This is a genomic window from Ruegeria arenilitoris, from assembly GCF_013031355.1.
In the GTDB taxonomy this organism is placed as follows: Bacteria; Pseudomonadota; Alphaproteobacteria; order Rhodobacterales; family Rhodobacteraceae; genus Ruegeria; species Ruegeria arenilitoris_C.
Genome location: NZ_WPZO01000001.1, coordinates 184,484 through 196,876, shown reverse-complemented (window position 1 = coordinate 196,876; position 12,393 = coordinate 184,484). Strand labels below are relative to the sequence as shown.

Sequence of the window (12,393 nt, the reverse complement as noted above, 5' to 3'; positions counted from 1 at the left end):
TGACCGAGGTTCAGATGTTCCGCTTATTCATCGCATTCCTGTTCGCCCTGGGGTTAACCGGCGCCGCCCTGGCGCAGTCTACCGAAGCAGAAGCCACAACCGAAGAACGAGCCCAAACCGGGGGCGCGACCACGCTTGAGGACATCCTCGCGCGGCAACGCGGCGAGAAAGTGGACAACAGCTATCGCTCGGAAAACACCGGTCAGGGGAATGCCGAGGGCCTGTTGGGGCAACTGGGTACACGCGGCGTTGCCTCCGACAGCGATGTTTACCGTGCCATACGATATGGCTCGGCGGATACCACCGTTTCCTCCAAAGGGCCCGCAGCGGGTGTTCTGATTCAGGATGGTGGCATGTGGTGGCTGAACTTCCGCACCGGGCCACTGCGCGAATACGGCACATACATTTTGGGCGGGATGGTCGCCATCATCGTTCTGTTCTTCCTGATCCGCGGGAAAATCCGCATCGACGGAGAGAAAACCGGTCGCACCGTCACCCGTTTCAATGGCTTTGAACGGTTCGGCCACTGGCTGTTCGCCGGGTCTTTTCTGGTGCTCGGGGTGACCGGGTTGCTTACTCTCTATGGCCGTGACTTCCTGATCCCGATCTTCGGCAAGGAAGGATTTGCGACCATCGCCCAGGGCTGCAAATGGCTACACAACAATCTGGCCTGGTCCTTCATGCTGGGGCTGGTCATCGTCACCGTGAACTGGATCGCACACAACATTCCCAACCGCATCGACCTGAAGTGGTTGGCCGCAGGAGGTGGACTGTTCACCAAAGGCAGCCACCCACCCGCCAAAAAATTCAACGCGGGCCAAAAAGTGATCTTCTGGGCCTGCATCCTGCTGGGCGTCTCGATCAGCTTGTCGGGGCTGTCCTTGCTGTTCCCGTTTGAACTGCCGATGTTTGCCAAAACCTTCGAGATCGCCAATTCCACCGGCATACCACAGATGTTCGGCCTGAACCTGCCAACGCAGATGTCGCCACAGGAAGAGATGCAATACGCGCAGGTCTGGCACGTGATGGTCGCCTATGTGTTCATCGCTATCATCATCGCCCATATCTACCTAGGCTCGGTCGGCATGGAAGGCGCGTTTGATGCGATGGGCACGGGCGAGGTTGAAGAGCAATGGGCGCGCGAGCACCATTCGCTATGGCTGGAAGAGGTGCAGGACAAAGAGGCCGACAAGGCTGCGGCCTCTCCCGCTGAATAGATGCGCTGGCTGGCTCTGGCACTGGCGCTGTTTCCCCTGCCCGCTTTGGCCGAGTTCTTTACACTCAAAGGCCACGGTGGGCCGATCATGGGGATCGCTGCTGCGCCCGACGGCCGGATCGCCACGGCCAGTTTCGACAACTCCGTCGGCCTGTGGTCTGACCGCAAGCCAGAATGGTTGGAGGGGCACGAGGCTGCCGTCAACTCTGTCGCATTCAACGGTCGAGCGGTCTATTCGGCCGGAGATGATTTCACCCTGCGTCGGTGGCCGGGCGGAGCCATTGTCGGCCAGCACAAGGGTAAGATCGTGGGGCTTGCGGCCTCGAAAACCCATGTGGCCACCGCCAGTTGGGACGGCACCATAGGGCTGTGGCCCGAGGATGGCTCGGCCCCGCAAGTGCTTGAGGCGGGCAGCGGCGTGAACGCCGTGACGTTTTCCCCGGATGGTTCGACGCTGTATTCGGCGGGCATGGATGGAACGCTGCGGGTGTGGGATGTGGCCAGCGGCCAGGAAACCCAGCGACTGATCGAACACGGATTTGGGATCAATGAACTGGTTCTGAACGCCAGCGACAATTGGATCGGCTATGGCGCGGTGGACGGCGTCACCCGCATTCTGGACCTGACCACCGGGGAGGTGCGTGACTTTACCCTCGACCGCCGCCCTATTCTGGCATTGGCGCTCAGCCCGAATCGCAGCCTGTTGGCTGTGGGAGATGGTCAGGGATATATCATGGTGATCGACACCGCCGAGTGGCGTATCGCGCAGGATTTCCGCGCCACCTTGCGCGGGCCGGTTTGGGCGTTGGCCTTTTCTGCCGACGGCCAGAATCTGCACGCAGGCGGTCTTGACGAGGCAATGTACAGCTGGCCCGTCACCGCGCTTGGCGATCAGGCGCAGATGGCCGCCGCCGAACCCAGCTTTCTGAAGAACCCCGACAAGATGAGCAACGGAGAACGTCAGTTTGCCCGCAAATGCTCGATCTGTCACAGCCTGACGCCCAATGGGCAAAGGCGCGCGGGCCCGACCCTGCATGGCATCTTTGGCCGCAAGGCTGGCACGCTGCCGGGATATTTCTACTCGGACACGCTGCAAGACTCTGATATCATTTGGAATGACGAAACGATAAACGCCCTTTTCGATCAGGGGCCAGACCACTACATACCGGGATCAAAGATGCCGATGCAGCGAATTACGCAGGCCAGCGACCGGGACGACCTGATCACCTTTCTGCGCCGTGCGACAGCACCGGAAAACGGAACCGGAGGAGACCAATGAAAGCCTTTCTTGCCGCTGTGGCCGCAATGGTCGTCATCACCGTCGCCGCGCCCTTCATTTTGCAACAGATCGGGTTCAGCGCCGCGGATGCGGGCTCTGGTGCGGCGGTGCGGCTCGACTGAATGTCCGAATATCTGACAACCAAAGAACTGGCCGACCTGCTGCGCATTGGCGAGCGTAAGGCCTATGATCTGGCTTCTTCCGGCGAGGTCCCCTGTGTCCGCGCCATGGGCAAGCTGCTGTTTCCCCGCGCTGAGGTCATTGCCTGGCTGAACGCCTCACGTTCGGGGCCACAGGTGGCCGAACCGCCCCTACCCCCGATTGTTGCCGGCAGCCACGACCCGCTGCTGGACTGGGCCTTGCGCGAAAGTGGCTCGGGTCTGGCTACGTATTACGATGGCTCGTTCGACGGCTTGACCCGTCTGAAGGACCGAACCGCGCAAGCCGCCGCGTTGCATATTCACGAAGACGATGGGTTCAACACGCAGGCCCTGCGCGACAATCTGGGTGAGGCCCCGGTTGTCCTGTATGAAATCGCGCAACGGCAGCGCGGGTTGCTGCTTGCGCCCGGTGTCACCGACATCGCGGGCTTTTCCGATCTGAAAGGGCGCCGGGTGATCCTGCGGCAGGACAGCGCCGCCAGCCAACGGTTGTTCGAAGCACAGCTCAAGACCCACGGCCTGACGCGCGAGGATCTGGACGCCCTGCCAACCTGCGCCCGCACCGAAGAGGAACTGGCCATCGCGCTGCATGACAGCAAGGCCGAGGCCGGGTTCGGACTGGGTGCTTTGGCGGGCCTTTATGATTTGGGCTTTACCCCGACCCATTCCGAACGTCTGGACCTTGCGATCTGGCGCCGGGCCTATTTCGATGACCCGATGCTCAAACTGCTTGGCTTCGTGCAATCGGACCGCTTTGCCACCCGCGCCGCCGAATTTGGTGGATATGATCTGTCCGGTCTGGGCACGATCCACCACAACGGCGCAAGCGGTTAGCCTCGGTCACTTGGCGTTGGGAAAGAACAGCTGCTGGCCTTCCAGCTTATAGGACTCGATCGCCGCCTGCCCGTCCGGACCAGTCAGCCAGTCGATGAACCTCTGCCCTGCCGCAGCCCGCACACGTGGGTGCTTTTCGGGGTTCACAAGGATGACACCGTATTGGTTGAACAGACGCGGGTCGCCTTCGACCAGAACTTCGAGTTTGCCTTTGTTCCCGAAGGACTGCCACGTGGCGCGATCCGTCAAAACGTAGGCGTCCATTCCGCTGGCCACATTGAGTGTCGCCCCCATGCCCGAGCCCGTCTCTCGGTACCATTCGCCCGACGCCTCGGTCGGATCGGAACCGGCAGCACCCCACAGGCGCATCTCGGCCTTGTGGGTGCCGCTGTCATCCCCGCGAGAGGCAAAGGGCGCTTCGGCCTTGGCAACGGCACTCAGGGCCGTCACGATATCCGCGCCGCCCTTAATCTTGGCCGGGTCCGATTTCGGCCCGACCAGGACGAAATCGTTATACATCACGTCAAACCGTTCAACGCCCCAACCATCCGCGACGAACTTCTCTTCTGCGTCTTTGGCGTGCACCAGCATTACGTCACCATCCCCATTGATGGCGTTTCGGATCGCCTGCCCGGTGCCAACCGCGACGACACGAACGTCGATGCCCGTCTCGGCCTCAAACCCCGGCAGGATGTAATCCAACAGGCCCGAGTTCTGGGTTGATGTGGTCGATTGCACGACGATGAACGGCTCTTCGGCGCTGACCGACGTTGCCATCAGGCCAAGGGTTACCAATGCTGCCCGAACAATATTCCGGATCATTTCGATCTCCGTATTATTTTGATTAAGTCACCAGCCCACCGGCCAAATACCGACGCGACGCGTCACTTTCGGGGGCATCCAGTATCTGTTTGGCGGCCCCATGTTCAACCACATGGCCACCCTGCATCATCACGATATCGGCGGCCAACCGCCGAGCCTGCCCGATATCATGGGTGACCATGACGATCCGAACCCCACGGGTCGAGGCGCGCAGGATCATCCGTTCGATCATCTGCGTCGCACTTGGGTCAAGCGCGCTGGTGGGTTCGTCCAGAAACAGCGTTTCGGGGTCCAAGGCGAGCGCGCGCAGAATCGCCAACCGTTGCGCCTCACCCCCGGACAGGGACCGTGCGGATTGCCGGGCTTTGCCGTCCAGGCCACCTTCGGCTAGCAATTCCTCGATACGGGCTTTGCGGGAGCTGCGGGGCAGACCTTGCCGTTTCAGCACAAAGTCCAGATTGGCCGCAACCGACCGGCGCAGCAACACAGGTTGCTGAAACACCATCGCTTGACGCGCTTTGTGTTCGGCATTCAGGACCACTCCGTCCTGCCGAACCTGCCCGCGATCGGGCATGATCAGCCCGTGCAGGCAGCGCAACAGCAGACTTTTGCCCGACCCGTTCGGCCCAAGGATCAGGGTCGGCCCCGGCCCATCCAGCGACAGTTGCTGTACATCCAGCAATGCCTTACCTTTGCGGGTGATCCGCACCCCGTCGACCGATAGACAGCTAGCCATTTCATGGACCAGATCACGCATGGCGCAACCCCTCCTGCTCGGCCCGCAGGCTGAGCGTGCTGACCATGGCGTTCACCGCCACGGCAATGCCGATCAGGATGGCCCCCAACGCCAATGCCAGCGCCAGATTGCCCTTGGACGTCTCTAGCGCGATGGTCGTCGTCATCACCCTAGTCACATGGTTGATGTTGCCGCCCACAATGATCACCGCCCCGACTTCGGCTATGGCGCGGCCAAACCCAGCCAGCAATGCGGTCACCAGCGCCAGCCGCGCATCCCGCAGCAGCACCGGTACCGAGGCCAGTCGCGACACGCCCAACGAGCGCAGCTGTTCCGAATATTCCTCGGCCAGCATCTCGACCACTTGCCGGGTCAGCGCAGCGATAATGGGTGTGACCAGTACCACCTGCGCAATGATCATCGCGGTCGGTGTATAGAGCAGTTCAAGAACACCCAACGGCCCCGAGCGCGACAGCATCAGATAGACCAGCAGCCCCACAACAACCGGTGGGAACCCCATCAGGGCGTTCATCAGCACGATCACAGCCCGCCGCCCAGGAAAACGCGCAACCGCCAGCGCGGCCCCGACCGGCATCCCGATCAGAGCGGATATAAGCACGGCAAAGATCGAAACCTTCAGGGATAACAGCACAATCGCCCACAGCTCCGGATCCCCTTGGAGGATCAGAGACAGGGCTGAATTGAATTCTGATGCAAATCCCTGCATTTTCTTCCTGTTCATCGGCATTTCGTATGAAATGCGTTTGATTACAGGATAATACTAACTTGACTGCGCACCAAGTACAGACACGTTTCCGACATATCAAAAAGAAAACGCGGCCCCGATTGGGACCGCGCATGTTCAACGACTAAGGCGGGATCAGTTCAGGGCCGCATCCGTGATCTGGTGCGTCCACGCGCCCTCAGGCTGCTTGGTGATCACCGGATCGGAACCACCAGCCAACAGAGTGCCAACCGTGCGTTCGAAATCCGCCGGGTCCAGCGCGCCGTTCGAACCGGCGGTCAGCTTGGCAATCTCACCCATCATACGCTTCTGGTGCTCTTCCGTTTGGGCACCGGTGGCATCGTTTTCCAGCACGATTTCTGCGGCCTCGTCCGGGTTCTCCTCGGCGTATTTCCAGCCTTTCATCGAGGCGCGAACAAAGCGCTCCATCTTGTCGGTGAAGGCGGCATCGCTGAGGTTTTCCTCCAGCACATAAAGACCGTCTTCCAGCGTGGCGACGCCTTGATCTTCGTACTTGAAGGTCACCAGTTCATCGGGGTTTACGCCTGCGTCGATCACCTGCCAGTATTCGTTATAGGTCATGGTGCTAATGCAATCGGCCTGACGCTGCAGCAGAGGATCGACGTTGAAGCCTTGCTTCAGAACCTCGACACCGCTTTCGCTTTTACCACCGGTGTCGATGCCCAACTGGCTCATCCAGCTCATGAACGGGAATTCATTGCCAAAGAACCAGACGCCTAGCGTGCGGTTCTTCAGATCCTCGGGCGAGGAAATCCCGGCGTCCTTCCAGCAAGTCAGCATCATGCCCGAGCTTTTGAACGGCTGCGCGATGTTGACCAGCGGCAGACCCTTTTCGCGCGCGGCCAGCGCCGCAGGCATCCACTCAACGGTCACATCGGCACCACCACCTGCAATGACCTGCGTCGGCGCGATATCAGGGCCACCAGGCAGAATGGTGACGTCCAGCCCTTCTTCTTCGTAAAACCCCTTGTCCTTGGCCACGTAGTAGCCCGCGAACTGCGCCTGCGTGACCCATTTGAGCTGCAATGTCACCTCATCCGCCGCCAGCGCCGCGCTGGCTGCCAGGCTGAAGGCGGCAACCGCCCCGCTGAGTAGCTTGTTCATCTTCATATCTCCTAGTTGTTGTTGGTGCCCCGTTTTCGGGGTCTGTTGAAGTTTTGTTATCCTCTTTGCGACGGGTGCCAGAACGTCACCGCTTTCTCGATCATGGCAACCAGCCCATAAAACGCCGTCCCGGCCAATGCGGCCACAACGATCTCGGCCCAGACCATATCCAGCGAGAGTTGTCCGACGCTGGTCGAGATCCGGAACCCCATGCCCAGGGTTGGCGAACCAAAGAACTCGGCCACGATAGCGCCGATCAGCGCCAGAGTGGTAGAAATCTTTAGCCCATTGAAAATAAACGGCATCGCCGCTGGCAGGCGGAGTTTAAGAAAGCTCTGCCAATAGGTCGCTGCATAGGTCTCCATCAGGTCACGCTGCATGGCCGTGGCCTCTCGCAGACCCGCCACAGTGTTCACCAGCATTGGGAAGAAGACCATCACCACGACGACGGCCGCCTTGGAGTGCCAGTCGAACCCGAACCACATCACCAGAATGGGCGCCGTGCCCACAATCGGCAGCGCCGCTACGAAGTTCCCCACCGGCAGCAACCCGAGGCGCAGGAAATCCCAGCGGTCTACGGCAATCGCCATCAAAAAAGCCGCTCCGCAACCAATGATGTAGCCACTGAGCGCGCCTTTGATGATGGTCTGTACGAAGTCGGCCCAAAGGACCGGCAGACTGTCACCAAAGCGCACCGCGATCACAGAGGGTGCTGGCAAGATGACCAAGGGCACTTCAAGCCCTCGCACCACCAGTTCCCAGATGCCAATCACGGTCAGACCGAACACCAGCGGCGCCACGAACCGCACCATCTGCGTATCGGCATAAGGACCGCTGGCCAGGCGCCCGTTCAGCCACCATCCGAACAGCCATAGAAGGATTGCACAGAAAACAAGGATCATTGCGCCATCCCCATCCGTTTGAGCACCGTCCGCTCTACCAGCCCCAACAAGCCGACCAAACAGGCCGCCAAGATGGCTGCGGCAAACAGGGCCGACCAGATTTGCACCGTCTGACCATAGTAGCTGCCCGCCAACAGGCGTGCGCCCAGACCGGCAACCGCCCCGGTCGGCAACTCACCCACGATGGCCCCGACCAGAGAGGCCGCGATGCCGATCTTCAGCGAGGTGAACAGGTACGGCATCGACGCCGGCAAACGCAGTTTCCAGAACCCCTGAGACCGGCTGGCGTTGTAGGTCTGCAACAGGTCCAGTTGCATCGCATCCGGGCTGCGCAGGCCTTTGACCATGCCGACGACGACAGGAAAAAAGCTAAGGTAGGCCGAGATGATTGCCTTGGGGATGATCCCTTGAATCCCCACGGAATACAGCACCACGATGATCATTGGCGCCAATGCGATGATCGGAATGGTCTGACTGACGATGGCCCAGGGCATTACTGACAGGTCCATGACCCGGCTGTGCACGATCCCGACAGCCAGCAAAATGCCAAGCCCTGTGCCTATCGCAAAACCCAGCATCGTCGCGCTGAGTGTTACCCAAGAGTGATAGATCAACGACCTCTTTGAGGTGATCTTCTTCTCAACCGTCGTGTCCCACAACTCCTCGGCCACCTGATGTGGAGCAGGAAGACGCGGTCGTTCCTGCTCCCATGTTTCGTCGATGGCGTAAGGGTTGTCGATGACCAGTTCAATCTCGCTCATGTCACGCCGGTCCACCGCCTTGGGCGGATCAACCTGCTCGCCTGCCCGTTCGAATTCGTTCAGCACGCCTTTGATGTTCATTGGCACGCTGGCGGCGTACCAGAACAGAATGATGACGCCAACAACAGTGAGGACAGCGCAAACAGCTCTGATACTGGCACTAGTCATCCGAATGCCCCGCCCGTAAGCCCTCGCGCACGCGATGGGCAACTTCGATGAACTCAGGCGTGTCACGGATATCCAACGGGCGTTCCTTCGGCAGAGGGCTATCGATCACATCCGTAATCCGCCCGGGCCGCGGGCTCATCACCACGATCTTGGTGCTGAGATACACCGCCTCGGGGATCGAGTGCGTTACGAAGCCGATAGTCTTCTCTGTCCTTGCCCACAGCGCCAAAAGCTGTTCGTTCAGGTGGTCGCGCACGATCTCGTCCAGTGCGCCAAAGGGTTCGTCCATCAACAGGATATCGGCATCGAACGCCAACGCCCGCGCGATACTGGCCCGTTGCTGCATCCCGCCCGACAGCTGCCACGGGAACTTGCCACCAAACCCTGCAAGATCAACAAGGTCCAGAACCTTGCTTACCCGTTCTTCCTGTTCGGCAGACGAATAGCCCATGATCTCAAGCGGCAGCTTGATGTTCTTGGCAATGGTCCGCCACGGATAAAGACCCGCCGCCTGAAACACATAGCCATAGGCACGGTTCCGCCGTGCCTCGTCCGGGGTCATGCCATTGACGGTCAGCGCTCCTCCGGTCGGTGTCTCCAGTGCTGCGATACAACGCAGAAAGGTGGTTTTGCCGCAGCCCGAGGGGCCGATGAAGCTGACGAACTCGCCTTTGTCGATGGTCAGATTTACGTCTTTCAACGCGTGAACCGGTCCATCATTTGTTTGGAAAGTAAGGTCCAGTTGTCTTGCCTCGATCACGGGCTGGGTAGTGCTTTCAGTATTCATTCCATTGCCTTGAAAAGGTTGGGCTTTGGGCCGTCCAGGGGACGACCCGCGCACAATCAGACGCCCGTCGCCGGGATACCCGTCCGCTCGACCGGCCGCGGCGCGGTCAGCTCTTTCCAGGTGCTCAGCGCCTTGTTCACGTGACCGTTGGGTTCGCGCGCGACAAACTCACCATGCCCTTCCTGAGTGCGAATTTCACCGTCATGCACCGCCACCTGACCGCGTGTCAGTGTAAAGCGCGGCAGACCTTTGACCTCTTTGCCCTCGAACACGTTATAGTCGATCGAGGATTGCTGTGTGTCCGCGCTAATCGTCTTGGTCTTTTCCGGATCCCACACCACGATATCCGCATCTGCGCCGACAAGGATCGCACCCTTTTTCGGATAGCAATTCATGATCTTGGCGATGTTTGTTGACGTCACCGCTACGAACTCGTTCATCGTCAGCCGTCCAGTGTTCACCCCATGGGTCCACAGCATCGGCATCCGGTCTTCCAAACCACCGGTGCCATTCGGAATCTTGGTGAAATCCCCCACGCCATAGCGCTTCTGCTCAGTCGTAAAGGCACAATGGTCGGTCGCCACAACGCTGAGAGTACCCGAGTGCAGACCGTTCCACAGGCTGTCCTGATGCTGTTTGTTCCGGAACGGAGGGCTCATTACCCGCCGCGCCGCGTGATCCCAATCGTGGTGGAAATACTCGCTCTCATCCAGTGTCAGATGCTGGATCAGAGGTTCCCCCCACACCCGTTTGCCGTTCATCTTGGCCCGGCGAATGGCCTCATGCGCCTCTTCGCAGGACGTATGCACCACGTATAGCGGCACACCTGCCATGTCGGCGATCATAATGGCGCGGTTGGTGGCCTCACCCTCCACCTGCGGCGGTCGCGAATAGGCATGCGCTTCGGGGCCAGTGTTGCCTTCGGCCATCAGCTTGGCCTGCAACTCGGCCACAACGTCACCATTCTCGGCGTGAACCATGGCAATACCACCCAGCTCCGCCAGACGCTTGAACGAGGCAAAAAGCTCGTCATCGTTCACCATCAGCGCGCCTTTATAGGCCATGAAGTGCTTGAACGTGTTGATGCCGCGCGTCTCGATCACCGTTTTGATGTCGTCGAACACCTGCTCGCCCCACCATGTAACCGCCATGTGGAACGAGTAGTCGCAATTCGCCCGCGTCGACTTGTTATCCCAGCGCTTCAGCGCGTCCAGCAGACCCTCACCGGGGTTCGGCAGTGCGAAATCCACCACCATTGTGGTGCCCCCAGCCAAAGCCGCACGCGTACCGCTTTCAAAATCATCGCTGGAATAAGTGCCCATGAAGGGCATTTCCAAATGGGTGTGCGGGTCGATCCCGCCCGGCATGACATAGCACCCGGTCGCATCCAGTTCCTTGTCACCTTTCAGATCCATTCCGATCTCGGTGATCACACCATCTTCCACCAAAACATCCGCCTTGTAAGACAGATCGGCGGTCACGACGGTCCCGTTCTTGATAACAGTGCTCATTTTAATCTCCCTGATGCGGTCTGCGCCGCTTGCTTCATCTGGCCAAAAATATCCCGGGGGTGTCGCCCGACGGGCGACGGGGGCAGAGCCCCCTATTCCACGATTTCCGCCGTCTCGACGACTGCATGAAACAGAACATCTGCCCCGGCCGCAGCCCATTCCTTGCTGATATCCTCGGCCTCATTGTGGCTCAGCCCGTCCACGCACGGGCACATGACCATAGCGGTCGGCGCCACGCGGTTGATCCAGCACGCATCATGCCCGGCGCCCGAGATGATGTCCCGATGCGAATAACCCAGCCGCTCGGCCGCATTCCGCACGGCGGCGACGCAGCCGTCGTCGAATTTCACCGGATCAAAACCGCCGACCTTCTCAAACTCGATCTGCAGACCCATCTCATCAATGATTTCCTGGGCGGCGACACGCAGGCGGTTCTCCATATCGGTGATCACATCCAGATCAGGCGAACGGAAATCGACCGTGAACACCACCTTGCCCGGGATCACATTGCGCGAGTTCGGATAGACGTCGATATGCCCAGCCGCACCAACGGCATGCGGCGCATTTGACCACGCAATCTCGTCCACCTTCTCAAGAATCCGCGCCATCGCCAGCCCGGCATTCTTGCGCATCGGCATCGGGGTCGAGCCGGTATGGGCGTCCTTGCCCGTCACCGTGACCTGCGTCCAGCTCAGGCCCTGCCCGTGAGTGACAACACCGATATCTTTTCCCTCGGCCTCAAGGATCGGCCCTTGTTCGATATGCAGCTCAAAAAAGGCGTGCATCTTGCGGGCACCGACCTCCTCGTCGCCCCGCCAGCCGATGCGCTGCAGCTCATCGCCGAATTTCTTGCCTTCGGCATCCTCTCGGTCATAGGCCCAATCCTGAGTGTGCACCCCAGCAAACACGCCCGAAGACAACATCGCCGGCGCATAACGCGTGCCCTCTTCGTTGGTCCAGTTCGTGGCCACAATCGGGTGTTTGGTCTTGATCCCCAGATCGTTCAACGTGCGGAGAACTTCCAAACCGCCCAGAACACCTAACACTCCGTCATACTTTCCGCCCGTCGGCTGCGTGTCCAGGTGCGAGCCAACATAGACCGGCAGTGCCTCGGGGTCAGTACCCTCGCGGCGGGCAAACATGTTGCCCATCTGGTCCAGCCCCATCGTGCAACCCGCATCCTCACACCATTTCTGGAACAACGCGCGCCCTTCGCCATCCTCATCCGTCAGGGTCTGGCGATTGTTGCCACCCGCCACACCGGGGCCGATCTTGGCCATCTCCATCAGACTGTCCCACAACCTGTCGCCATTGATCCTGAGGTTCTGCGCCGGAGCTGCCATTTT

13 protein-coding genes are annotated in these 12,393 nt (G+C 60.0%); 4 read left to right on the top strand and 9 right to left on the bottom strand.

Annotated features, from left to right (window positions below; translation table 11 throughout):
- Nucleotides 1-14 precede the first annotated feature (14 nt).
- Genes GOX63_RS00970 through GOX63_RS00960 form a run of 4 tightly spaced genes read left to right on the top strand, consistent with a single transcriptional unit; the run spans nucleotide 15 to nucleotide 3,490 of the window.
- Nucleotides 15-1,217 carry a formate dehydrogenase subunit gamma gene (locus GOX63_RS00970; protein WP_170325508.1) on the top strand — a complete coding sequence of 401 codons (1,203 nt, stop codon included), beginning with the start codon at nucleotides 15-17 and terminating at the stop codon, nucleotides 1,215-1,217.
- Nucleotides 1,218-2,495, top strand: a complete 1,278-nt coding sequence (locus GOX63_RS00965; protein ID WP_170324619.1) for a c-type cytochrome — start codon at nucleotides 1,218-1,220, stop codon at nucleotides 2,493-2,495.
- Nucleotides 2,492-2,617 carry a hypothetical protein gene (locus GOX63_RS23925; RefSeq protein WP_302477108.1) on the top strand — a complete coding sequence of 42 codons (126 nt, stop codon included), beginning with the start codon at nucleotides 2,492-2,494 and terminating at the stop codon, nucleotides 2,615-2,617. The genes GOX63_RS00965 and GOX63_RS23925 overlap by 4 nt, the downstream gene beginning before the upstream one ends.
- Nucleotides 2,618-3,490, top strand: coding sequence for a helix-turn-helix transcriptional regulator (locus tag GOX63_RS00960; RefSeq protein ID WP_170324618.1), 873 nt, complete (start codon nucleotides 2,618-2,620; stop codon nucleotides 3,488-3,490).
- Nucleotides 3,491-3,496: 6 nt separating this feature from the next.
- On the opposite strand, the gene GOX63_RS00955 is transcribed toward GOX63_RS00960, so the two are convergent.
- The 9 genes from GOX63_RS00955 to GOX63_RS00915 form a co-directional block, all read right to left on the bottom strand.
- Entirely contained in the window at nucleotides 3,497-4,312 is an 816-nt protein-coding gene (locus GOX63_RS00955) for an extracellular solute-binding protein (protein WP_170324617.1), read from the bottom strand.
- Nucleotides 4,313-4,334: 22 nt separating this feature from the next.
- Nucleotides 4,335-5,069, bottom strand: coding sequence for an ATP-binding cassette domain-containing protein (locus tag GOX63_RS00950; protein WP_170544539.1), 735 nt, complete (start codon nucleotides 5,067-5,069; stop codon nucleotides 4,335-4,337).
- Complete coding sequence (locus tag GOX63_RS00945) at nucleotides 5,062-5,775, bottom strand: ABC transporter permease (RefSeq protein ID WP_170325507.1); 714 nt, start codon at nucleotides 5,773-5,775, stop codon at nucleotides 5,062-5,064. The genes GOX63_RS00950 and GOX63_RS00945 overlap by 8 nt, the downstream gene beginning before the upstream one ends.
- Before the next feature lie 153 nt (nucleotides 5,776-5,928).
- On the bottom strand, nucleotides 5,929-6,918 hold the full coding sequence (locus tag GOX63_RS00940) for an ABC transporter substrate-binding protein (RefSeq protein WP_170324615.1): 990 nt from the start codon (nucleotides 6,916-6,918) through the stop codon (nucleotides 5,929-5,931).
- Nucleotides 6,919-6,974: 56 nt separating this feature from the next.
- Nucleotides 6,975-7,820 carry an ABC transporter permease gene (locus GOX63_RS00935; protein WP_170324614.1) on the bottom strand — a complete coding sequence of 282 codons (846 nt, stop codon included), beginning with the start codon at nucleotides 7,818-7,820 and terminating at the stop codon, nucleotides 6,975-6,977.
- Nucleotides 7,817-8,749: an ABC transporter permease gene (locus GOX63_RS00930; RefSeq protein WP_174826663.1), complete on the bottom strand. Its 933-nt coding sequence runs from the start codon at nucleotides 8,747-8,749 to the stop codon at nucleotides 7,817-7,819. Before GOX63_RS00930 ends, GOX63_RS00935 begins: the two co-directional genes overlap by 4 nt.
- Nucleotides 8,742-9,536, bottom strand: coding sequence for an ABC transporter ATP-binding protein (locus tag GOX63_RS00925; RefSeq protein WP_170324613.1), 795 nt, complete (start codon nucleotides 9,534-9,536; stop codon nucleotides 8,742-8,744). Before GOX63_RS00925 ends, GOX63_RS00930 begins: the two co-directional genes overlap by 8 nt.
- 56 nt (nucleotides 9,537-9,592) lie before the next feature.
- Nucleotides 9,593-11,047, bottom strand: a complete 1,455-nt coding sequence (hydA, locus tag GOX63_RS00920) for a dihydropyrimidinase (protein ID WP_170324612.1) — start codon at nucleotides 11,045-11,047, stop codon at nucleotides 9,593-9,595.
- 92 nt (nucleotides 11,048-11,139) lie between these two features.
- Nucleotides 11,140-12,390 carry a Zn-dependent hydrolase gene (locus GOX63_RS00915; protein ID WP_170544536.1) on the bottom strand — a complete coding sequence of 417 codons (1,251 nt, stop codon included), beginning with the start codon at nucleotides 12,388-12,390 and terminating at the stop codon, nucleotides 11,140-11,142.
- Between the last annotated feature and the right edge of the window lie 3 nt (nucleotides 12,391-12,393).

What these genes read in the sequence shown, in the direction of transcription:
- GOX63_RS00930 (WP_174826663.1), bottom strand. Translation starts at nt 8,749, where the DNA reads ATGACTAGTGCCAGTATCAGAGCTGTTTGCGCTGTCCTCACTGTTGTT.
- GOX63_RS00950 (WP_170544539.1), bottom strand. Translation starts at nt 5,069, where the DNA reads ATGCGTGATCTGGTCCATGAAATGGCTAGCTGTCTATCGGTCGACGGG.
- GOX63_RS00935 (WP_170324614.1), bottom strand. Translation starts at nt 7,820, where the DNA reads ATGATCCTTGTTTTCTGTGCAATCCTTCTATGGCTGTTCGGATGGTGG.
- GOX63_RS00960 (WP_170324618.1), top strand. Translation starts at nt 2,618, where the DNA reads ATGTCCGAATATCTGACAACCAAAGAACTGGCCGACCTGCTGCGCATT.
- GOX63_RS00925 (WP_170324613.1), bottom strand. Translation starts at nt 9,536, where the DNA reads ATGAATACTGAAAGCACTACCCAGCCCGTGATCGAGGCAAGACAACTG.
- GOX63_RS23925 (WP_302477108.1), top strand. Translation starts at nt 2,492, where the DNA reads ATGAAAGCCTTTCTTGCCGCTGTGGCCGCAATGGTCGTCATCACCGTC.
- GOX63_RS00970 (WP_170325508.1), top strand. Translation starts at nt 15, where the DNA reads ATGTTCCGCTTATTCATCGCATTCCTGTTCGCCCTGGGGTTAACCGGC.
- hydA (WP_170324612.1), bottom strand. Translation starts at nt 11,047, where the DNA reads ATGAGCACTGTTATCAAGAACGGGACCGTCGTGACCGCCGATCTGTCT.
- GOX63_RS00940 (WP_170324615.1), bottom strand. Translation starts at nt 6,918, where the DNA reads ATGAACAAGCTACTCAGCGGGGCGGTTGCCGCCTTCAGCCTGGCAGCC.
- GOX63_RS00915 (WP_170544536.1), bottom strand. Translation starts at nt 12,390, where the DNA reads ATGGCAGCTCCGGCGCAGAACCTCAGGATCAATGGCGACAGGTTGTGG.
- GOX63_RS00965 (WP_170324619.1), top strand. Translation starts at nt 1,218, where the DNA reads ATGCGCTGGCTGGCTCTGGCACTGGCGCTGTTTCCCCTGCCCGCTTTG.
- GOX63_RS00955 (WP_170324617.1), bottom strand. Translation starts at nt 4,312, where the DNA reads ATGATCCGGAATATTGTTCGGGCAGCATTGGTAACCCTTGGCCTGATG.
- GOX63_RS00945 (WP_170325507.1), bottom strand. Translation starts at nt 5,775, where the DNA reads ATGCAGGGATTTGCATCAGAATTCAATTCAGCCCTGTCTCTGATCCTC.